The following is a 20,137-nucleotide window of genomic DNA, read 5'->3' on the forward strand; positions in this document are numbered from 1 at the left end:
TTGCGGAAGCAAATTCCCCGCGGATGGCTCAGGCCTGGGCGGGCGGGCGGTAGAAGATCGCCAGCTGGCCGATGCCGCCGCCCAGGCCCAGACCCACCGCGATGGCCAAGCCCGACCAGCCGTGCAACAGGTCGTAGCACGCGGTGCCGGAGAACAGGGCGTAGTCCAGGCTCAGCCGTCCCGCACCCGTCGCGGCGATCGCAACGGCCGAGGCGGCCAGCACCAGGTTGTACTCCCAGCCTTCCTTGACGATGAAGAACCCGTTGTGCCGGTGGACAGTCCAGGCCGCGACCACCATCAGCGCCACGAACCCGGCAGCCGGGACCGGGGTGAGCAAGCCCGCCGCCAGGCCCAGCCCTGCGGCCAGCTCGGTGCTCGCCGCCACTCGGGCGTGGAAGGCGCCCGGCTTCATCCCGATACTGTCGAACCAGCCTGCGGTTCCCGCGATCCGCCCGCCGCCGAAGAATTTGTTGTAGCCGTGGGCGGCCATCGTAAGGCCGAGCACCAACCGGATGATGAGCAATCCCACGTCGTAAGCAGTCACGCAGGTAAACCTAGCGCGGCCCGCAACCCGGCGAGATAGTCGTCGACGTCAACAGTGTCCGGGTCGGCGTGCACGCTGAGCGCGATCGTCTCGCCGATGCCGTGCACGCCGTGGGTCAGGCTCATCATCGGGGACAGCCCGGGAAATCCGGCGGTGAGCACCACCGGCCGGCCGCCCACCGAAAGATCCGCCGGCCCGCGGTTCACGCTGGACACCACGGTGTTGCCGGTGACGTTGTGCGAGCGGGCGTCGGGATCGAACTGACGCACCCCCCAGCGCAACAGGGGTGCGGGCACCGCCGCGAAAGCGGCCGCCGACGTACGCATCGCCGCATGCTGTCCGCGGCGGCGCTGCACGGACAGCTCGGCGGCGATGGCCGCTGCGCGCCGGGCTCGGTCCAGCTCCGGGTACAGGCCGATCCCGACGTTGCGAAAATTGTTGTGGGCGAAAGCCACCGGCTCGCCCGCCATCGGAACCTCGGCACCCAGCCGGGACGTGTCCTCGTCGCGGCGGCGAAGATAGCCGGCCAACGCCTCGGCGATCATCACCAGTGCCGCGACGGTCACCGTGGGCCCACCCAACTGGTCGCGACGCAGCGCAATCGTCCGGATCGCCGGGATGGCGCGGGGTCGTTGATTGACGCTGAGCACCGGGCGCGGCGGCATCGGCGGCGCGATGATGCCGGCCTCGATGTCGCGGACCAGCTGACGGTGAGCGCGCGCGGCCTCGACCGCGCGCACCGGCAGGAACCCGCGCCGGGTCCCGGCAGGCACCGGCACCGGCCGGGTGCGGCCGAGCAACGCACCGGCCAGCGCTGCCGAGCGGTTACCATCCCCGAGCGCATGGCCGATCTGCACCACCACCACCGAACCGGTGCCGTCCACCCCCGGGACACCGGTGACCCGGGGGAAAATATGTGCGCGCCAGCTCATCTGGTGAAGGTCGAGTTGATCGTGCGCCAACCTCGTCGTCGCGTCCAGGCAGCCGGCCCAGTCCACTCCCCCGCTCGCATGCACCGCGAACTGGTCGTCGCCGACAGCACCGCGGTGCCAGCGCGGGTAGCGCAGTGCACCCTGCTCGACCACCCGAAGACGCAGCTCGTCGCGGGCTCGGGCCCGCAGGCGCAGCTCGTCGGCAGCAGCGTCGGGGTCGTCGAGCGCACCGCCGAAGGCATACAGCAGGAACTGGTCGTTGGGAATCGTGGCCGACATCCACAGCATCTGCGCGTCCACCGCCGTCATGGCTCTGCTGGCAGGCATGCCGGTCATTGTCCTAGGCTGGCAACCGTGCTGCCGTCCCCCGGCCCCAACCGTGCCGCGTTGATCACCGGCGCCTCGTCGGGCATCGGCGCCGAGATCGCCCGGGAATTGTCGGCGCGCGGACACCACGTGGTGCTGGTGGCCCGCCGTGGCGACCAGCTCGAAGCACTCGCAGCCGACCTGCCCGGATCCAGTTCGGTTGTGGTGAGCGACCTTTCACGACCAGCCGACCGTGCCGCCCTACCCGAGCGGGTAGCCGGGCTCGGCCTGGAGATCGACATCCTGGTCAACAACGCGGGGCTGACGACCATGGGGCCGGTGGCCGCCGCCGACCCCGAAGCCGAACTCAACGTGATCGAGGTCGACGTGGCCGCCGTGGTCGATCTGTGCACCCGCTTCGTGGGCGCCATGGCCGGCCGGCGGCGCGGGGCGGTGCTTAACGTCGCCTCGGTGGCCGCCTTCGGGCCGCTGCCGGGGCAGGCCGTCTACGGCGCGGCCAAAGCCTTCGTGTTGTCCTACACCCACGCTCTCGGCGAGGAACTCAAGCCCAGCGGCGTCACCGCCACCGCGCTGTGCCCCGGCCCGGTACACACCGGATTCGGCGAGGCCGCGGGGTTCTCCACCGCCGACGCCGAGGCCGCGTTACCCAAGCCGCTGTGGGTGTCCGCACGAGACGTCGCCAGAGCAGGGGTCGACGGGCTGGCCGCGGGCCGAGCGGTGGTGGTGCCGGGACGGCTCAACCGGGCCGCCTCCGCGGTGTATCACCTGGCGCCGCGGCGGCTGCTGCTGCCGCTGCTGGCCCGCACCCACCCCGGGCTCAAGAAGTAGCGCCCAGGAAATCCACGATCCGCCGGCTCACCGCGTCGGGCTGCTCGAGCTGCAGAAAATGCCCGGCGTGCTCCACGATCGCAACGTCACTGCCGGCTGGCAGCACGTCGCACACCCACGGCGTGAATTCCGGTGTCATACAACCATCGTCGTTTCCGTGCAGGTACAGGGTGGGCAGCCGCGGCGGTTCGGTCCACCAACGGTGCAGCTCGGCGTAGCGCGCCGGCGGGCGGGTATTGCGGATGGTCGCCCGGTAGGGGCCCAGCGCCGCGCGCCAACGCTGCGGGGAACCGATCGCGGCGTCGACGTGGCGCAGGTCCTCGGCCGCGTCGTACCCGGGCGACCAGCGCCGCCACAGCAGCGGCACGATCCAGGACGGCGAGCGTTCCGGCAGCACCGGCAACTGGAAGTAGCTGATGTACCAGCTGCGCAGAACCTGGGCGGGCAGCAGCCGGAGCAGGCGGCCGCGGTTGGCCACCGGGCCGTCGGACGGGTGCAGCGCCGCCGACGGCGGCACCGACATGATGACCGCCTTGGCGAACGGGCTGTCGGGCATCGCGGCCAGCCCGATCGCGGCGATGGCACCCCAGTCGTGGCCGATGACGATGTCGCGGTCGGTGGGCTCGCTGGCGGCGCGCACCTGCAGTGCGTCATCCATCAGCGCCCCGATGTGGTAGCTGCCGTCGGTGGGAATCGACGACGGCACGTAGCCGCGCATGAAGGGGGCGATGACCCGGTATCCTGCGGCGACCAGATGCGGCGCCAGCCTCCGGAACCCCCACGCGGTGTCGGGAAAACCGTGCAGGCACAGGGCGATCGGGCCGTCAGTGGGCCCCCAGGTGAGTGCCCGGAGCTGCACTGCCGGTGCCGAGACCTCAATCCAGCGTGGCTCGGTCATATCGGGCCCCCTCCTAGATCGGATCGAACCCCGAAATCAACCAGCGGTCGCCGACCTTTTCCAGGGTCACCCGGACGCTGGAGGCGGTGTTGGTCGGCGCGTCGGAACCGACGACGACGGTCTGGTCCACGAACAGCAGCACCACCGCGTGGTCGGGCTTGGCCGACACCGATGCGGCGGCGGGCACCTGCGCCACCGCGGAGATCTTCTTCTCCTTGGCGCCGGGGATGACGACGGTGTTCACCAGTTGGGTGTAGGCGTCCAGGAAGCTCCCGGTCAGCCGGTCGCGTGCCGCACCGAGATCCTTCTCGACGGTGTCGGGCTTGTAGCTCAGCAGCGCGACGGTGGAATCCTTGGCGGCCTGAACGGACTGGCTGCGGGCGGTGTCGGCGTCCCGGCGCGAGGAGTCCTGCCACTTCAAGTACCCCGCCCCGGCGGCCAGCAGCAGCGCCAGGAGCGGCAGCACCCCGAAAGCCACCGCGCGGGCCAGGCTAAAACCCTGCTTCGGCGCCGCGGCCGGGGTGTCGACCGGTTCGCTGTCGGTGAGCTCGACCGCGGTCGTCTCCGCCTCGACGACCTCGGGATCGGGAGTTTCGGGCTTGTCGTCAGTCGTCACGGTACGAACTCCACTTTTGCGACCTTCGCTTCATCATTGCCGGTCTTCTTGACAGTCAGCCGCATCCGCCATGACCGCGGTTGTTGCTGGAGCGCACCACGATTGGACGTCTGGACGGTGACCGCCACCAGCACCTGACCCTCGTTACCGGTCACCGACTCCAGCCCGGCCTCGGTGACGGTGCCCACCGACTTGGACTGCGCCTGCTTGACGACGTCGACGAAGGGTTGGGACCGCTTGGCGAAGTCATCGTAAAACTGGTCGGTCGCCGAGTCGAGGATGCGCGCCACGTCGGCGTCGGCATGCTCGAAGTCGATGGTGGTCAGGTTGATAGCACCCTGGCGACCGGCGCCGACCAGCAACTCGTCGAGTTGGTCTGCCGCACGGGCCTCATAGGCCCGGTAGCCCAGCCAGCCGGTCAGCGCACCCAGGGCGACGACGACCGCCACCCCGACGATCAGCGCCAGCCGGACGTGGGACCGCTCCGATTTCGCGGCGGCTTCCTTCGGCGCATCGTCGGCCGCCGTCTCCTCCACGATCTCGTCGTCCACAATCTCGTCGGCGTCGTCGGCAGCTTCGGCTTCGGCGTCGACTGCGGTGCCGGCCTCGTCCTCGGGCACGGCAGGCTCGTCAGCCATATCTCTCCTCTGCGGCGCTACGGGCCGTTTCACCCGCACTGGGGCGAAAGGCTACCGGTAGCCGCTGTGAGAGCGGTCACGGGTTGACTCCGCCGACTGTGCGGTGACGGCATCCGCTGTGCCTCCACGGTGGCGTTTTCGTGCCAATCCCGCCCTGGACGCACAGCCGGCGCCCCAGACGCACAGCGGTGCGGCAGACCGGTAACGTGCTTTCCAGGTTCGGCCGAGAGGATGCCCGTGAGCAGCACGAAGAGCGGTCCGCAGACCGTCGAGTTCCGCGGCGACAAGGATCTCGCCCTGGTGGCCGACGAGTGGAACCGCGGGGCGCCCGCCGCGGCCGAACGCCCCACGATCCTGATGCTGCACGGCGGCGGGCAGAACCGCTTCTCCTGGAAGAACACCGGTCAGGTGCTGGCCGAGGCCGGTTTCCATGTAGTCGCGCTCGACGCCCGCGGCCATGGTGACAGCGACCGCGCGCCCAACGGCGAATACACCGTCGACACCCTGTGCGCCGACGTGCTGCTGGTGCTCGAGCAGATCGACCGCCCGGTGGTGTTGATCGGGGCCAGCATGGGCGGCCTGACGGGGATCGCGGTGGCCGAGAAGGCGGGCCCGGACGCGGTGACCAAACTCGTCCTCGTCGACGTCGTGCCCCGGGTCGAGCACGAGGGCACCGCCCGCATCCGCGACTTCATGTTCAGCCACGTCCATGGGTTCGACACGCTGGAAGAGGCCGCCGACGCCATCGCCGCCTACCTCCCCCACCGCCGACGTCCGAAGAACCTCGACGGCCTGAAGAAGAACCTCCGGCACCGCAACGGCCGGTGGTACTGGCACTGGGATCCGGCGTTTCTCACCGCACCCTCCGACCAGGACGACCCGTTCGTCCACGTGGATCGCCTCGAGCAGGCTGCGGTGAACCTGACCATTCCGATTCTGCTGATCCGCGGCAAGCTCTCCGACGTGGTCAGCAGTGAGGGTGTCGCCGACTTCCTGGCCAAGGTGCCGCGGGCGGAGTTCGTCGAGCTCGCCGACGCCGGCCACACCGCCGCCGGCGACGACAACGACGCTTTCAGCCGAGCCGTCGTCGCGTTCGTCACCCGCTGACCCGGGCCACCGCCTACCAGGCCGGCCGCCGTCGCGCAATGGTGGTCGCCGGAAGCCTGGTTGGGGGTTAGCGTCGACGCCCCGCGCGCGGGACTTCGGCAGGATGGACGCATGGGTCCCGACGAGATCAGCGAGATCTACCAGGTCGCCACGATGGAAGCCCTGCTGGGCGGCATCTACGACGGTGACGTGAGGATCCGGGAGTTGTTGGGCCACGGGGATTTCGGCCTGGGCACCTTCAACGGTCTCGACGGGGAACTGTTGATGCTCGACGCGGCGTGTTACCAGCTGCGTTCGGATGGCAGCGCTGCCCTGGCGAGCGCGGACGAACTCGTTCCCTTCGCGGTGGTGACCCGATTCCGGCCCCAGCAGACCATCGAGGTGGCCCAGCCACACGATCGCGCCCAGCTCACCGCCCTCGTCGACGCCGCGGTGGGCAGCCCCAACCTGATGGTGACGGTCCGGGTCACCGGTGAGTTCGAGACGATGCGCACCCGCACGGTCAGCCGGCAACAGCCGCCCTACCGGCCGTTCACCGAGGCCACCCGCGATCAGCATGAGGTGGCCTTCACCGACATCAGCGGAACGCTCGGCGGGTTCCGGATGCCGCAGTGGGTACAGGGCATTTCGGTGGCCGGTTATCACGCGCACTTCATCGACGCCGGCCGCACCCGCGGCGGCCACGCGCTGGATTACCGGTTGCTGCGCGGCACCGTCGAGGTCGGCGTCGGCTCGGAGCTACACCTGAGCCTGCCGCGGACCCCGCAGTTCGAACAGGCCGACCTGACCGATATCGACGCCGACGGACAGATCCGCCGGACCGAAGGGGGATGAGATGGACACGACGACAACACGTTCCGCGCAGCGGGTGGTCGATACCCTGTCGGCATTCGGGGTGCGCTACATCTTCGGCATCCCGGGAGCCAAGATCGACGCGGTCTTCGACGCGCTGCGCGACGGCGGGCCGCAGTTGGTGGTGTGCCGCCACGAACAGAATGCCGGGTTCATGGCCGCCGCCGTGGGCCGGCTCACCGGCATCCCTGGCGTGGCACTGGTGACATCCGGCCCGGGCACGACGAATCTGGCTACCGCCCTGGTCACCGCGAACACCGAACAGGACCCGATGATCGCGATCTGCGGATCGGTCGGCCGCGACGACCGCCTCAAGCGGACCCACCAATCGATGAACGCCGCCGCACTGCTGGCCACGGTCACGAAGTACACCGGCGAGATCACGCACCCGGACAACACATCCGAGGCGATCACCAATGCGCTACGCGCGGCCACCACCGTGCCGCACGGTGCTGCCGCGGTGGTGATCCCCGCCGACGTCGCCGCCGAAGCCACCACCGCCACGATCGCCGCGCCGACCCCGGCCGCACGGCTGGGTGCCGCTGCGCCCGAACAGATCTCGCAGGCGGCCGACCTGATCCGCGCGGCCCGGTTCCCGGTCGTGCTGGTCGGCATGCGTGGGGCCGACCCCGGTGCTTGCGCGGCGCTGCGGGACCTGCTCAGCGTCACCGAGCTCCCGGTGGTCGAGACCTTCCAGGCGGCCGGAGTGGTGTCGAGGACCCTCGAGGAGCACTACCTCGGTCGGGTCGGACTGTTCCGCAATCAGCCCGGTGACATCCTGCTCGAGCGCGCCGACGTCGTCGTGGCGGTGGGCTTCGACCCTGTCGAGTATGACCCGCGGTTGTGGAACGACGCCCCGGCCCGCACCCTGATCCACCTCGACGAGATCGCCGCGGACATCGATACGCACTATCAGCCCGCGCTCGAACTGCGCGGCGACATCGACGCCACCGTGCGGGCCCTCATCCCTGGGCTCGCCGGGCTTGCTCTATCCGAGACGGCGGCAGCGGTCGTCGCCGAGCAACGAACCGCGCTGTCCGCCATCGACGAGGACGCCGCCGCCAGCCCCGACACCGAGGCCGGCGTCAACCCCGCCGCACTCGTACTGGCGATCCGCGAGCTCATCGACGATGAGACCACCGTGGCCTGCGACATCGGATCGAACTACATCTACACCGCCCGCCACCTGCGCGCCTACGCCCCGCGCCGGCTGCTGTTCTCCAACGGACAGCAGACCCTGGGCGTGGCGCTGCCCTGGGCCATCGCGGCCGCCCTGGTGCGACCGGAAGACCACGTGGTGTCGATCTCCGGCGACGGCGGATTCCTGTTCAGCGCACAGGAATTGGAGACGGCAGCCCGACTGGGGGTGAGCTTCACCCACGTCCTGATGCGCGACGACACCTACGACATGGTGGGTTTCCAGGAGAAGCTGAAATACGGCCGCGAATCCGGGGTGCAGCTCGGCGACTACGACATCGCGCACTATGCCGCGGCGTTCGGCGCGACCGGGATCCGGGTGGACACCCTGCACGACTTCGAGGACGCGTTCAAACATGCACTGGACGATACGGGCATCACGATCATCGACGTCCGCGTCGACTACCGCTCCAACACCGACCTGGCCGCGCAGCTGCACGACGACGTTCTCGATTGACCGCCGAAAGATAAGGATGAAGCAATGATTCGAGCCTATCGGCTCTACACCGGTCCCGACGGCAACTCCCATGTCGAGCGCGGCAGCATTGCCGGCGGGGCGCTGGTCGACGCGGAATCGGTGCAGTTCAAGGAAACCGAGCCGCACTCGTCGTACGACTGGCACAACGATCCGATCCCCCAGTACGTCATCACCCTGTCCGGGGTCCTGGAGTTCACCACGGTCGGCGGCGAGACGTTCACCATCCACCCCGGCGACGTCTTGCTTGCCGTCGATCACACCGGCACCGGGCACAAGTGGCGCCTGATCGACGATGCCCCGTGGAAGCGCGCCTACGTCGTGTTCAAGCCCGGCGCCGACACGCACTTCGTGCCGGACCCGTCCGACAGCTAGCCGACCGGGGTGACCAACCGTCCGGTCGCCAGGAACTCCTCCAGGTTGCGCATGGCCAGCGCGGCCATGGCGGTGCGCGTCCGGGCGGTCGCGCTGCCCATGTGCGGCAGCAGCACCGCGTTGTCCAGTTCACGCAGCGCGGCAGGCACGTGGGGTTCGTCGGCGTAGACGTCCAGGCCCGCGCCGGCCAGGCCGCCGCTGGCCAGCAGCTCGATCAGGGCGTCCTGGTCGACGACGCTGCCGCGGGCGATGTTGACCAGATAGCCGCTGGGGCCGAGCGCGGTGAGGACGGCGCGGTCCACCAGATGGGTGGTATCGGGGCCGCCGGCGGTGGCGACCACCAGGACGTCGACGGATTCGGCCAGTACCACCGGCGAGGTGGCGTAGCGGTAGGGGCTGTCGGCGACCGGCCGGCGGTTGTGATAGGCGATGGCACAACCGAATCCGAGCAGCCGGGTGGCGATCGCCGAGCCGATCCGGCCCAGGCCCAGGATCCCGACCTGGCTGCCGCTGACATCCCGGGTGTAGGGAAACGGCCCCTCGTCAGCCCACCGCCCGGCCCGCACGTAGCGGTCGGCCGCGCCGAAGCCGCGCATGGTGTCCAGGATCAGCCCGAGTGCGGTATCGGCGACGGTGTCGTTGAGCACGTCGGGGGTATTGCTGACCCCGATCCCTCGTTGCCGCGCCGCGGCCACATCGATGGCGTCGACGCCGGCGCCGAAGTTGACGATCGCGGCCAGGTTCGGCAGTGCGTCCATCAAGGCGGCATCCACCCCGGGGCACCCGCCGCACACGATCACCGTGACCTCGGCGGCATGCTCGGCCTGGACCGGCCACCGCAGCGGGCTGTGCCGGGCGGTCAATTGTTGTTCCAGAGACGGTTCGAGCCTGCCGACGGAGAGAATGGCCATGCTGCCCAGTCTGCTACACCAGCAGCGGCACCTCGCTGTGGGGCCGGTCGGTGAGGATCTCGAACATCGCCCGCCGCGATGCCGTCAGTTCGGTATGGAAACCATTGCCGGACAAGGTGATTCGACAGTTCGCTAACGCCGAGTTGTAGCAGAACTTGGTGTCGCCGTTGGTGTCGGTGTAGGTCAGGCCGATCACGTCGCGCGGGTCGGCGCGGATGTCGCCGCGCAGCTGCACGCCGTCGACCCGACCGCCGAACGACCAGGTGAACGGTTCGTAGGATCCACGGGTGTGTCGGGCGGCCAGCACCGAGCGCACCGCGATCTCGCGGCCGTCGTGGCGCAGCACGAACAGGGTGGCCGCCGGCAGCCGCAGTGGCCCGAGCCCCGCGTGGGCGGTGACCACCTCCAGGCTGGTGTCCGGGTGGCCGTCGAAGCCGCACGCCTGGCCGAAGGCGTAGGCCGGGGTGTGCTTGCTGCCCCAGTTGTGGTTGACGCTGCCGGTCCACGATTCGAGCGTGAGCACGGAGTCGCCGAGGGTGACGCTGCCGTCGAACCGGGCTAGCGGATGGCGCACCTGCGTCTTGGCGGTCGGGAACTTCGCCCGGTAGGCCCGGTCGGTGAGCAGCTTGACCGCGGGCTCCGGCCCGGGCCTGATCGCCAGGTCCCAACGGGCGCCGTCCAGGGTTCCCCGCGCACTCACGTCGTCGATCGCCGTGTCGGCGATGCTTGCCATCCACGGATCCTCGCGGTAGTCGGCGGCCCGCAGCGGGTGGGGCACCTTCAGTGCGCGGTTCCCGGTGCCGTCTGGGTCGAACATCATCACCCAGACGTCGGCCACCGGGAGACCGGGCTCGGGAACCAGCAGCGTCCAACGCAGCCATATCGCCTGCGCGCGGTCGGGATGGTTGGCGCGAATGAACCTGCTCTCGTAATAAGGGGGCATCATCACTTCAGGATTCCCGACGGGAGGGCGGCGCACTGGTGGGTTGGACGATCGCGATCGCGGTGCTGGCCGTGCTGGCCGTCGCCGAGGCGGTGGCGCTGCTGGTGCTGCGGTCGCGGCTGCAGGCCAGCCGTGCCGAAGCCGAGGACCTGCGTCAGCGCCTGGACACCCGCAATCTGCTGTGGACCGGCGGGCGGGAGGCGGTCAAGACGGTCTGGCAGACCGCCAACCTGGTGCGCACGCACGGCTTCGGCGGGGCGGTGCGGTCCTCGATCGAGGAACTCGCCGACTGGGCCGACGTGGAGCGCCCGGACCTGGCACGGCTGGCCCCGGACGGCAACCTGGTGGTGATGTTCTCCGACATCGAGGAGTCCACGGCGCTCAACGAACGCATCGGTGACCGCGCCTGGGTCAGGCTCATCGGCAGTCACGACCGGCTGGTGCGACGCCTGGTCAGGGCGCACGACGGGCATGTCGTCAAGAGCCAGGGCGACGGGTTCATGGTGGCCTTCGCCGACCCCGGCGCGGCGGTGCGGTGCGCCGTGGCGATGCAGCAGGCGCTAGAGCGCGATGCGAAGCGAATGCGGCACAACAGCATTCGGGTGCGGATCGGCATTCATATGGGCAAGTCGGTGCTGCGCGGCGACGACGTGTTCGGCCGCAATGTCGCGATGGCGGCCCGCGTCGCCGGTCAGGCCGACGGCGGCGAGATCCTGGTCAGCGAGCCGGTGCGCAAGGCGGTGGGCGACGGGCAGGGCTTCGACGCGGGCCGGGAAGTGGAACTGAAGGGGTTCGCCGGCACGCATCGCCTCTTCGCCGTGGCGGCTTAGCTGCCGGTGGCGGGCTGGGCGACTGCGGCCTCGTCGTGGCGCTGATGCAGCCGGGCCCGGATCTCCTCGGGGGTATAGGCGTTGCGACGACGTTGATCCCGGGCGACCAGCACGCCACCCGCGACGACGCCGGCTGCACCCGCCAGCCCGATCCACTTCCAGATGCTGCGCATGGGAATCACACTAAGCTGCGCTGGTGACCGAGCACAGCGTGCCACTGACACAGGCGCTGAACGAGACCCGCACCGGCGACGTCTGGCTCTTCCGCGGCGACTCGGGCCCGGACCGCGCGATCCAGGCTCTGACCAACGCGCCGGTCAATCACGTCGGCATGACGGTGGCGATCGACGACCTGCCGCCGCTGATGTGGCACGCCGAACTCGGCCACAAGCTGCTCGACCTGTGGACCGGCACCAACCACCGTGGGGTGCAGCTCAACGATGCCCGGGAGGCCGTCGAGCAGTGGTTGCACCAGTACGGTCAGCGCTGCTGGCTACGCCAGCTCCAGCCGCACGCCAGCGGTAAGCAGGAAGACCGGCTGCTGAAGGTGATCGCCCGCATGGACGGCACTCCGTTTCCCTCGACGGCACGGCTGACCGGCCGCTGGCTGCGCGGCCGGGTCCCCACGGCCAGTGATTGGACGCGTGGAATCCCGTTTGTGCACAAGAAGGTTCGCGAGTCGGCGGAGCGCCGCAAGGCCGCTCGGCGGGAGGCCGGGTTGGAGACCGCGTACTGCGCCGAGACGGTGGCCATCACCTACGAGGAAATGGGCCTGCTGGCCACCGAGAAGCAGGAGAACTGGTTCGACCCGGGACGATTCTGGAGCGGTGACACCCTGCCTCTGCTCGGGGGTTACCGGCTCGGCGACGAGATCGAAGTGCTCGCCGACTGATGGTCAGCCGGCCGCCCAGACCGCCAGCATCGCACCCTTGGGATCACGCAGACCGATCGCGGCGATGGTCTGGCCCTGCGGGACGTCGTAGGCGACGTGGCCGGCGATCTGCTGGCCCTGCGGCAGCTGCCCGGAGGTGATGCCCGGCCGGACGGCGCCGACCGCGGGAGCGATGGTCGAGCCGTCAGCCGCGCGGGCGACGAAGTAGAAGCCGTTGTAGGTTGTCGTGCCGGTCTTGGCGGCGATCGTCACGTCGATGGCGTACATCGTGCCCTTGGCCGGGATGATCTGGGCGTCGGGCGGTACCGGACGAAGGTTGTCGACGGTGTAGGCGGCCGTCCCGGTCGACGAGGCGATGTCGAGGGTGGCTCCGAAGGCCGCAGCCTGTTGGGACGCCGGCGCGGCGGTGCTGTTGTCCGCGGCCTGCGCGGTGGAGCTGTCGGCGGTCTTCGGGTCGGAGCCCGCGCAGCCCGCAGTGATCAGAGCGACGGCAGCCAAGCCGACAAACACCCGTGTTCCGCGCATTCGCGGATCCTAGCGCGGGCCCGCTGGCGGCTGGCCCGTGGTTACCGGTTTGCCTGATCAGCAAGGGATCTTGCCGATGCCAGGCGCGGTCGACACCATCGTGGAGTGACAATCCCGCCAATCCCCTTCGATGATCCGCAGTTCGTCGCCCGGTACGCCGAGCGAGTCGCGCCCATGGTGCCCGCCTACCGAGATCTGCACCGGATGGCCACAGTCCTCATCGACGAACATGCACCCGCCGACGCCGAGGTTCTGGTCCTCGGGGCGGGCGGAGGGCTGGAGACCAAGGCGTTCGCCGAGGCCCGTCCCCGGTGGACCTTCGATGCCGTCGACCCGTCGGAACAGATGCTGAACCTCGCGCGGCACACGCTGGGACCGCATGCGTCGCGGGTGCGCATGCACTGCGGGTACATCGACGCCGCACCGCCGGGTCCGTTCGCCGCCGCGACCAGCCTGCTCACGCTGCACTTCCTGTCCCCTGACGAACGTCGTCGCACAGCCGAGCAAGTGCGCCGCCGACTGGCCCCGGGTGCCCCTTTTGTCGTTGCGCACCTGAGCTTTCCGCAGCGCGACGACACCGAGCGGGAGTTGTGGATCAACCGTCACGTGGCGCGGCTGCTCGCCTCCGGGATCGATCCCGGCGACGTAGCCAAAGCACACACGGCGATCGCGACCGGCGTTCCGGTGCTGACACCGGAGCAGGACCGTGCAGTCCTGGAGGAGTCCGGCTTCAGCGACATCACCGAGTTCTTCTCTGCCTTCACCTTTCGCGGCTGGGTCTGCTACGCGTGAGCACGAGTCAGCGCGTGTACAGCGAGAGTTCGTTGCCGCGTGCCGGCTCGAACGGCAAGGCGAGCGAGACGTATCCGTTGCCCGGGCCACGGACGTAGTCGAGGTAGTTCGGCGTCCCGTTCTCGGCGAGGATCAGCGCGTTGGGCTTCAGATGAGGTTCCAGTAGCCGCAGCACCGGCAAATAGAGGCTGAAGGCCCCGTCGAGGTGGACGACATCAATGGGCCCTCCGACCCCATCACGCAGCGTGTCCAGTGCGTCGCCGACCCGTATCTCGACATGTTCCGCCACACCCGCGGCAGTCAGATTCTGTTGTGCCCGTGCGGCTTTGCTGGGCTCGAGTTCGGTGCCGATGACGGTACCCCCTCCGTTGTCGCGAAGTGCGCACGCGAGGTAGATCGTCGAGATGCCGAACGACGTACCGAATTCGACGACGCGTTCGGAGTTTCGGGCGCGGGTGCAGATGTAGAGGAGGCGGCCGAAATCCGCAGAGACACTGAGGAAGTTGTTCACCGCCCGGTGGTAGAGCCCCTTGTAGTCGCGGGCTTCGGCCTCGAGCAGGCTGGCCAACGGGTCGACCCCCGCGCCGGCATTGTCGAGGATCTGGTCGATGAAGGGGCGGTCGGCGATCTCCGCCTCGTCAAACAGCCGGTCCAAAACGTCGGCGACCGGTGACATCGTGAGTGAGTCCATGCGAGTTAGGCTAACCTAACTTCGGCACGGTGGGTCGGCTACCTCGAGCGATACAGCCCGCCTTTCCAACGCGCGCCCACTCGGGAGGCTATGCTCCGTCGGACAGCTTTCAAGGAGAGGGAACTGCCATGTCCAGACTGCTCACGACCACCCTGGTCGCACCCATCGCGGTGGCCGCCCTCAGCCTGTCGCTGTCCGGCTGTGGAGGTTCCTCGACTTCATCAACGGCATCGTCGGCGTCCTCCTCGTCTGCCAGCGCATCGACCTCAGCCAGTGCGACCGCCGCTGCCGAGTCGGGCACGCTGGCGGCGGTGTGCTCGCAGATCGACACGGTGATGGGCGACAACCCTGATGCCGATCCGGCCGGTACAGCCAAGAAGCTCGAAGACATCAAGGCCGAGGTCACCACACCGGACGCCGATCTGATCGAGGCGGTGGCGGCCGCCTATACGGCGATCGCCGAGGACCCGAACGGTCCGGCCGAGCAGTTGTACGACTCGTCCAAGGCGCTGGGCGCCGCCTGCCAGAGCGCCACCACCGCTCCGCAGCCGAACTAGGGACTTTTCAAACCGAACTTCAGCCGAGCCTCGTGCGTGACGGGCGTGAACAGATTGACCAGGTTTGCGTCCGGGTCGCGACACAGCAGGGCTCGATTGCCCCACGGCATCGTCGTGGGTTCGGTCACCACCTCGCCGATGCTCCCGCGGAGCCGCTCATACTCGGCGTCCACATCGTCCACGATGAACTCGAGGATGGCCGTTCGGTTGGCCGCCGGCTCAGCGGCTCCTCGCCCGAACAGTGGGACGGTCTTATCGCTGCCAATGGCAAGCGTCCCAATGGGCGTCGGGATCTCCGCGAACAGTTCGTTGCCCCATACCGCGGCGGTTTGGGTGACCTTCTCGTAGAAGGCGACCAGCCTGTTGACGTCTGCTGTGATGATGCGGGTCGAAACGAATTTCATCCCCACATGCTAGGGGCGCACCCCGACAGGTCCGCCCGCGTACACATCCCCCACACTCGGCGCCGTGCAGCGTGCTCAGACGACCTTCTTGACCACGCTCGACTTGAGCTGCATGCGACCGAAACCGGGGACATTCGCGTCGATGTCGTGATCGCCGACGCCATCGGAGATGAGCCGGATGCCACGGACCTTCGTGCCAGCCTTGATGACCCCTCCACCGCCGCCCTTGACCTTCACAGTCGTCGCGACAATCACAGTGTCTCCGTCAGCGAGGACGTTGCCGACCGAGTCCGCCTCGCCGCATGCCGGACACGGCGGCAGAACCTCAGACATTGAACCGGAATTCGACCACGTCACCGTCGGCGCTACTTCTGATGAGAAATCTGCTGGCGAACGGCTTCCTTATCGATCACAGACCACACCTCGGCTATCCGTCCGTTCTCGAATCTGTACAGGGCGTGCTCCGCGAACGACACTTGCCCGCCCGTCGGTTCGAAGCCCAAGAAACCCCGCTGTGGAGTGCACTGGAAGAAGAGCCTGCAAGAAACTACCCGATCGTCGGCGATCAGAATTTCGGGAACGAACTGAAGGTCCGGTGTTGCGCCGGTGTCGCTTTCCAGCATCGCCCGGTAGCCGCAGAGTCCCAGCCGTACTCCGTTGTAGATGACCTCATCCGACACGAACCGCGAGAGTTCGTCCCATCGTCGGGCGTTCAAGCACCCCAGGTAGTCGCGGTAAATGGTCAACAGGTCAGCCTGAGCCATACATCACTTCTTCTGCTGTTCAGACATTGAACCGGAACTCCACCACATTCCGCGATAGAACAACGTCATCGACGCTGATGGATAACCAACAGATCCGGACGCAGTTCGACCAACTCAGCACTGCCAAACGCGCTCGCCAGATCGTCGAGACGACTTTCGACCAGGTCGAGTAGGTCGGTGTTGGAAGTATTTCCGGTCGCGACGATCAGCAACCGCCTCGGCGAGTTGTTCGTCAGATGCGAGTATCGAAAATCCGAATCCTTGGTAACAACGATACGGTCCTCTGCATCGGCCAGCTCAGCAATGCTGGCGTCCGACGACCTGTTGCCGTTCGGCAAAGCCGATACGTGCATTGCGTCATGCTCCCGGCGATTCAGGAAGTCGCACAATCGAGCTGGCAGCTGAGCATCGACAAGAAACTTCACGAACCGGACGGGTTCAGCTGCTGGCCCCCAGCCGCCAGGGCACCGTACTCCAGAGCTGCGAGAAGGTCTTCGCGCTCTAGATCTGGATAGTCTGCCAACACCTCATCAAAGGACATCCCGCTGGCCAATAGCTCCAGTAGAGATTGCACCGAGATCCTCATCCCACGAATCGAGGGCTTGCCGTGCAGCACGAAGGGATCGATCTTGATACGCCCCAACCGACTGCCTGCACTCGACACGACACCCATTGTGCGCCTCCTTGCCGACAACCGCCTACACCTGGTCGGGCACTGCATGCTTCTGCTCACGAGGCAGCACACCGACGACGCGGGCCGCCCGCCGCAGTCAGGAGCCGTCGCCGCACCACATCGGTTCCTCGGCCGCATCTCGATCACCGATGGCTTCCATACGTACCCCAGGTCCGATGCCTCGCTGATCCGGCCGGAGTAGATACCAACTAGCGACGTCGTTGGGCTCACCAGGGCCGCCGAAGCCACGTCGTACGCCGGGTCGCTGAAGGGAACCATCTCTCCTCTGGCCCAGCGAGCGTAAACAGGCGCTCCCGACAGCCCGTTGCGCGTCGCACCGTCCACGAGAAGCCGCGGATACCCATCGATGTCAAATACGGGCTCGGTCGCGATCGTCGCGCCGACCCAGATAGACGCGGTGTTCAGACCACCGTCGAGACCGAGCGGAAAACCCACGACGTAAACGCGCTGAGTCACAGCGACTTCCACCGTAAACCGCATGCGCGCACCGTTGTGGTCAGTAACTGGGACCTTCCCGTCGAGTTCAATCGGGAAGTACTCGATCTGAGGCACCGTCTCCAGCGGCAAGGCCGCTACGTCTATTGCTCTGCCATTGCCTGCGTGCTGAGGCCACAGCGCCCGATTGTCAGCATCAAGCAACGGCAGCGTCCAGGTGACAAATTTCCCGATCCCAGCCGGACCTAGGAAGGAAACCCTGGCATAGAACGGTATGGACCACGCCTCCGGCACCATGTAGTCATTGTTCGGCTTCAGTCCAGAGAACGCATGCGCGTTGCTGACGAGGTACTAGCGTCCGTCGACCTCCGTGACAAAGCCAGAACCCGTCATAAATCGACGCTTCTGATCGTCGAGTAGCTCGATGCTTCGTGTCGAAAATGTGTAGCGGTCGAGGACTGGTTTCCGCGGAGTGTCCGGCACCACTTCATCTTGTCGGGTACCTCCGACACGCTGGCACAACTCAGGATCCCGTTGCGACCGTCTCAGGTAAGCGAGACGCAGACGCTCCGCCTGATGCTGATATGGGTCTCTGAGTCTCCCGCAGTTGACTAGAGAGCCGGTCCCATTCCAAGATCATCCGAACCACCGTCAGACATTGAAGCGGAACTCCACCACGTCACCGTCGACCATGACGTAGTCCTTGCCCTCCATCCGCACCTTGCCCGCCGCCTTCGCCGCGGCCATCGAACCGGCCTCGACAAGATCGTCGAAGGACACGATCTCGGCTTTGATGAAGCCCTTCTCGAAGTCGGAGTGGATCACCCCGGCCGCCTTGGGCGCGGTGTCGCCGCGGTGAATCGTCCACGCGCGCGCCTCTTTTGGCCCAGCGGTCAGATAGGTCTGCAGGTTCAGGGTGTGAAAACCGGCCCGCGCCAAGGCATCCAGGCCGCGCTCGGACTGCCCGATCGACTCGAGCAGCTCGGCAGCCGACTCGTCGTCGAGCTCTTGGAGCTCCGCCTCGATCTTGGCGTCCAGGAACACCGCATCGGCCGGGGCCACCATCTCCCGAAGCTCGGCGATCCGTGCCGAGTCGGTCAACACCGACTCGTCGGCGTTGAACACGTACAGGAATGGCTTGGTGGTCATCAGGTTCAACTCGCGCAGCAACGACCAGTCCTTACCGCTGGCGAACAGCGTGGTGCCCTCGTTGAGCAGCTGCTGGGCGGCCACCGCCGCCTCGTGCACCGGCTTGCGGTCCTTGTTGGTGCGGGCTTCCTTCTCCAGCCGGGGCACCGCTTTCTCCAAGGTCTGCATATCGGCCAGGATCAGCTCGGTCTCGATGACCTCGATATCGGACTTCGGGTCCACCTTGCCGTCGACGTGAACCACGTCGTCGTCGGCAAACACCCGCACCACCTGACAGATCGCGTCGCACTCACGGATGTTGGCCAAGAACTTGTTGCCCAGGCCCGCACCCTCCGAGGCGCCCTTCACGATGCCGGCGATGTCGACGAAGGTGACCGGCGCCGGCAGGATCTTCTCGGAGCCGAAGATCTCGGCGAGCTTGGCCAGCCGTGGGTCCGGCAGTGGAACGACACCCTCATTCGGCTCGATCGTGGCAAACGGGTAGTTCGCCGCCAGCACGTTGTTGCGGGTCAACGCGTTGAAAAGGGTCGATTTTCCCACGTTGGGCAGGCCGACGATCCCGAGACTAAGGCTCACAGGGTCCACAGTCTAGGAGAAGCCGGCGGCCGGCCGGTCGGCGCGCGGCCCCGCCGCCAGTCCACATTCATCCAGAAACGGTACGGTCTACGTGTGTCAGCACAGCGGGCCAGGTCGTCGGTGGCGACCGCGAATCGCTCCGCGCACCCGAACCTTGCCGGCGTGCCGTGGTGGGCCGCTGTCTTGATTGCTGTGATCGCCACCACAATTGGCTTCGCCATCGACGCGGGGTCAGCCGACAAAGAACTCGGTGGCGTGTTCTCTGCGCTGTATGCCCTGGGATGCGTGGCCGCGGTACTGGCGGTGCGGCAGTCCAGCATCTTCACCGCCGTCATCCAGCCGCCACTGATCCTGTTCGTAGCGGTCCCTGGTGCGTACTTTCTGTTCCACGGCGCCTCTTTCACCGGCCTCAAGGACACCCTGATCAACTGCGGCTACCCGCTGATCGAACGCTTCCCGCTGATGCTGTTCACCTCGGCCGGTGTGCTGCTGATCGGACTGGTGCGCTGGTACTTCGGAATGTCGGGCCGTGCCGCGGCCGCCGCGCCGACCGACGCCGAAACCACCGCCGCGCCCAGCATGTTCGCCGGGCTGGCCGCCAAGGCCGCCACGCTGTTCAACCGCGCCGAGCCCGACGACGACGCCGAGGAAAAGCCGGCGCGCAAGCACGGCATCGATCGCCCGGCGACCGCCGAGCAGCGACCGCGCTCGAGCCGGCCCACCCGACGCCCGGCGCCGACCCGCTCGCGCCACGCCCGTCCCCCGCTGGAGGACATCACCGAAGTCGCACCCGAGCGTCCGCGCCGTCAGCCCACCCGGCGCCGCACCGCGCCGGACGACGATCCGGCCGTCCGCGACGATGTCGACGCGCCGCGACGGCGCACCCGCCAACCGCGCGACCCGGGCTCGCGGACCCCTCCTCCGCCACGGCGCGAACCGCGCGAGCCCCGCGAATCGCGGGTGCCTCGGGAACCCCGCGAACGCCGCGATCCATACGCTCCGCCCCCACGGCGCAGCTCCTTCGAACCCTATGAGCCGTACGAGCCGTATCCGCCGTACGAGCCGCCGCCACGGCGACGGCCGCCCGCACCGCCGAACGGCGACAGCGGTTCGCGCCACCCGGTGTCCCGGGTGCGCTATCGAGGCGATGCCCCCGACCAGGGCGGGCGCTACGACCGCTGACGG

Annotated in this window: 26 protein-coding genes; 10 read left to right on the forward strand and 16 right to left on the reverse strand. The window is 67.9% G+C overall.

Annotation, left to right across the window (positions count from 1 at the left end):
- Positions 1-28 precede the first annotated feature (28 nt).
- Together ADBZ9K_RS10580 and ADBZ9K_RS10585 are read right to left on the reverse strand one after the other, a co-directional pair.
- Positions 29-544: a DoxX family protein gene (locus tag ADBZ9K_RS10580; protein WP_526620062.1), complete on the reverse strand. Its 516-nt coding sequence runs from the start codon at positions 542-544 to the stop codon at positions 29-31.
- The gene (locus ADBZ9K_RS10585) at positions 541-1,803 is read right to left on the reverse strand and encodes a WS/DGAT domain-containing protein (RefSeq protein WP_526620064.1); all 1,263 of its coding nucleotides are present in this window, start codon (positions 1,801-1,803) and stop codon (positions 541-543) included. The genes ADBZ9K_RS10580 and ADBZ9K_RS10585 overlap by 4 nt, the downstream gene beginning before the upstream one ends.
- Before the next feature lie 27 nt (positions 1,804-1,830).
- Here ADBZ9K_RS10585 and ADBZ9K_RS10590 point away from each other — a divergent pair, with 27 nt between their 5' ends.
- Positions 1,831-2,631 carry an SDR family NAD(P)-dependent oxidoreductase gene (locus ADBZ9K_RS10590; protein ID WP_526620066.1) on the forward strand — a complete coding sequence of 267 codons (801 nt, stop codon included), beginning with the start codon at positions 1,831-1,833 and terminating at the stop codon, positions 2,629-2,631.
- On the opposite strand, the gene ADBZ9K_RS10595 is transcribed toward ADBZ9K_RS10590, so the two are convergent.
- The 3 genes from ADBZ9K_RS10595 to ADBZ9K_RS10605 are packed head-to-tail and all read right to left on the reverse strand — an operon-like array spanning position 2,621 to position 4,783.
- Complete coding sequence (locus tag ADBZ9K_RS10595; protein ID WP_526620068.1) at positions 2,621-3,529, reverse strand: alpha/beta fold hydrolase; 909 nt, start codon at positions 3,527-3,529, stop codon at positions 2,621-2,623. The genes ADBZ9K_RS10590 and ADBZ9K_RS10595 overlap by 11 nt on opposite strands.
- Before the next feature lie 13 nt (positions 3,530-3,542).
- Positions 3,543-4,145, reverse strand: coding sequence for a hypothetical protein (locus ADBZ9K_RS10600; RefSeq protein WP_526620070.1), 603 nt, complete (start codon positions 4,143-4,145; stop codon positions 3,543-3,545).
- A complete protein-coding gene (locus ADBZ9K_RS10605; RefSeq protein WP_526620072.1) occupies positions 4,142-4,783 on the reverse strand; it encodes an Rv1363c family protein in 642 nt (213 codons plus the stop codon). Before ADBZ9K_RS10605 ends, ADBZ9K_RS10600 begins: the two co-directional genes overlap by 4 nt.
- Before the next feature lie 231 nt (positions 4,784-5,014).
- Between ADBZ9K_RS10605 and ADBZ9K_RS10610 the strand changes: the two genes are divergently transcribed.
- The 4 genes from ADBZ9K_RS10610 (at position 5,015) to ADBZ9K_RS10625 (ending at position 8,789) form a co-directional block, all read left to right on the forward strand.
- A complete protein-coding gene (locus tag ADBZ9K_RS10610) occupies positions 5,015-5,890 on the forward strand; it encodes an alpha/beta fold hydrolase (protein ID WP_526620073.1) in 876 nt (291 codons plus the stop codon).
- A 111-nt stretch (positions 5,891-6,001) separates the two neighbouring features.
- A complete protein-coding gene (budA, locus tag ADBZ9K_RS10615; RefSeq protein ID WP_526620074.1) occupies positions 6,002-6,724 on the forward strand; it encodes an acetolactate decarboxylase in 723 nt (240 codons plus the stop codon).
- 1 nt (position 6,725) lies between these two features.
- A complete protein-coding gene (alsS, locus tag ADBZ9K_RS10620) occupies positions 6,726-8,396 on the forward strand; it encodes an acetolactate synthase AlsS (RefSeq protein WP_526620076.1) in 1,671 nt (556 codons plus the stop codon).
- A gap of 24 nt (positions 8,397-8,420) precedes the next feature.
- A complete protein-coding gene (locus tag ADBZ9K_RS10625; RefSeq protein WP_526620078.1) occupies positions 8,421-8,789 on the forward strand; it encodes a cupin domain-containing protein in 369 nt (122 codons plus the stop codon).
- On the opposite strand, the gene ADBZ9K_RS10630 is transcribed toward ADBZ9K_RS10625, so the two are convergent.
- Positions 8,786-9,700, reverse strand: a complete 915-nt coding sequence (locus ADBZ9K_RS10630; RefSeq protein WP_526620080.1) for a 2-hydroxyacid dehydrogenase — start codon at positions 9,698-9,700, stop codon at positions 8,786-8,788. The genes ADBZ9K_RS10625 and ADBZ9K_RS10630 overlap by 4 nt on opposite strands.
- Before the next feature lie 13 nt (positions 9,701-9,713).
- Positions 9,714-10,646: a hypothetical protein gene (locus tag ADBZ9K_RS10635; RefSeq protein ID WP_526620082.1), complete on the reverse strand. Its 933-nt coding sequence runs from the start codon at positions 10,644-10,646 to the stop codon at positions 9,714-9,716.
- A 35-nt stretch (positions 10,647-10,681) separates the two neighbouring features.
- On the opposite strand from ADBZ9K_RS10635, the gene ADBZ9K_RS10640 reads away from it, so the two are divergent.
- The gene (locus ADBZ9K_RS10640) at positions 10,682-11,473 is read left to right on the forward strand and encodes an adenylate/guanylate cyclase domain-containing protein (RefSeq protein ID WP_526620084.1); all 792 of its coding nucleotides are present in this window, start codon (positions 10,682-10,684) and stop codon (positions 11,471-11,473) included.
- Here ADBZ9K_RS10640 and ADBZ9K_RS10645 read toward each other — a convergent pair.
- The gene (locus ADBZ9K_RS10645) at positions 11,470-11,646 is read right to left on the reverse strand and encodes a hypothetical protein (RefSeq protein WP_526620086.1); all 177 of its coding nucleotides are present in this window, start codon (positions 11,644-11,646) and stop codon (positions 11,470-11,472) included. The two genes, ADBZ9K_RS10640 and ADBZ9K_RS10645, sit on opposite strands and share 4 nt — an antisense overlap.
- 38 nt (positions 11,647-11,684) lie before the next feature.
- Between ADBZ9K_RS10645 and ADBZ9K_RS10650 the strand changes: the two genes are divergently transcribed.
- Positions 11,685-12,365, forward strand: a complete 681-nt coding sequence (locus ADBZ9K_RS10650; RefSeq protein ID WP_526620904.1) for a guanylate cyclase — start codon at positions 11,685-11,687, stop codon at positions 12,363-12,365.
- Between the two features lie 3 nt (positions 12,366-12,368).
- Here ADBZ9K_RS10650 and ADBZ9K_RS10655 read toward each other — a convergent pair whose 3' ends face one another.
- Entirely contained in the window at positions 12,369-12,890 is a 522-nt protein-coding gene (locus tag ADBZ9K_RS10655) for a DUF1942 domain-containing protein (RefSeq protein ID WP_526620088.1), read from the reverse strand.
- A gap of 105 nt (positions 12,891-12,995) precedes the next feature.
- Here ADBZ9K_RS10655 and ADBZ9K_RS10660 point away from each other — a divergent pair, with 105 nt between their 5' ends.
- Positions 12,996-13,682, forward strand: coding sequence for a class I SAM-dependent methyltransferase (locus ADBZ9K_RS10660; protein ID WP_526620090.1), 687 nt, complete (start codon positions 12,996-12,998; stop codon positions 13,680-13,682).
- 7 nt (positions 13,683-13,689) lie between these two features.
- Here the strand turns inward: ADBZ9K_RS10660 and ADBZ9K_RS10665 are convergent, their stop codons facing one another.
- On the reverse strand, positions 13,690-14,373 hold the full coding sequence (locus ADBZ9K_RS10665; RefSeq protein WP_526620092.1) for an O-methyltransferase: 684 nt from the start codon (positions 14,371-14,373) through the stop codon (positions 13,690-13,692).
- Between the two features lie 128 nt (positions 14,374-14,501).
- Here ADBZ9K_RS10665 and ADBZ9K_RS10670 point away from each other — a divergent pair, with 128 nt between their 5' ends.
- The gene (locus tag ADBZ9K_RS10670) at positions 14,502-14,930 is read left to right on the forward strand and encodes a hypothetical protein (protein ID WP_526620094.1); all 429 of its coding nucleotides are present in this window, start codon (positions 14,502-14,504) and stop codon (positions 14,928-14,930) included.
- Here ADBZ9K_RS10670 and ADBZ9K_RS10675 read toward each other — a convergent pair.
- From ADBZ9K_RS10675 to ychF, 6 genes are all read right to left on the reverse strand, one after another.
- Entirely contained in the window at positions 14,927-15,334 is a 408-nt protein-coding gene (locus ADBZ9K_RS10675; protein ID WP_526620095.1) for a VOC family protein, read from the reverse strand. The genes ADBZ9K_RS10670 and ADBZ9K_RS10675 overlap by 4 nt on opposite strands.
- 75 nt (positions 15,335-15,409) lie before the next feature.
- Positions 15,410-15,667 (reverse strand): PhnA domain-containing protein, encoded by a 258-nt coding sequence (locus ADBZ9K_RS10680; RefSeq protein WP_526620097.1) that lies wholly within the window; start codon positions 15,665-15,667, stop codon positions 15,410-15,412.
- A gap of 32 nt (positions 15,668-15,699) precedes the next feature.
- Positions 15,700-16,098 carry an ester cyclase gene (locus tag ADBZ9K_RS10685; RefSeq protein ID WP_526620099.1) on the reverse strand — a complete coding sequence of 133 codons (399 nt, stop codon included), beginning with the start codon at positions 16,096-16,098 and terminating at the stop codon, positions 15,700-15,702.
- A 65-nt stretch (positions 16,099-16,163) separates the two neighbouring features.
- Positions 16,164-16,523, reverse strand: a complete 360-nt coding sequence (locus tag ADBZ9K_RS10690; protein ID WP_526620100.1) for a DUF5615 family PIN-like protein — start codon at positions 16,521-16,523, stop codon at positions 16,164-16,166.
- A complete protein-coding gene (locus ADBZ9K_RS10695) occupies positions 16,520-17,524 on the reverse strand; it encodes a DUF433 domain-containing protein (protein ID WP_526620101.1) in 1,005 nt (334 codons plus the stop codon). Before ADBZ9K_RS10695 ends, ADBZ9K_RS10690 begins: the two co-directional genes overlap by 4 nt.
- Positions 17,525-17,878: 354 nt before the next feature.
- Positions 17,879-18,952 carry a redox-regulated ATPase YchF gene (gene ychF, locus ADBZ9K_RS10700; protein WP_526620103.1) on the reverse strand — a complete coding sequence of 358 codons (1,074 nt, stop codon included), beginning with the start codon at positions 18,950-18,952 and terminating at the stop codon, positions 17,879-17,881.
- A 93-nt stretch (positions 18,953-19,045) separates the two neighbouring features.
- Between ychF and ADBZ9K_RS10705 the strand changes: the two genes are divergently transcribed.
- Entirely contained in the window at positions 19,046-20,134 is a 1,089-nt protein-coding gene (locus ADBZ9K_RS10705; RefSeq protein WP_526620105.1) for a DUF6542 domain-containing protein, read from the forward strand.
- Positions 20,135-20,137: the final 3 nt, after the last annotated feature.

Origin of the sequence: Mycobacterium sp., from assembly GCF_965229265.1 — a bacterium.
In the GTDB taxonomy this organism is placed as follows: Bacteria; Actinomycetota; Actinomycetes; order Mycobacteriales; family Mycobacteriaceae; genus Mycobacterium.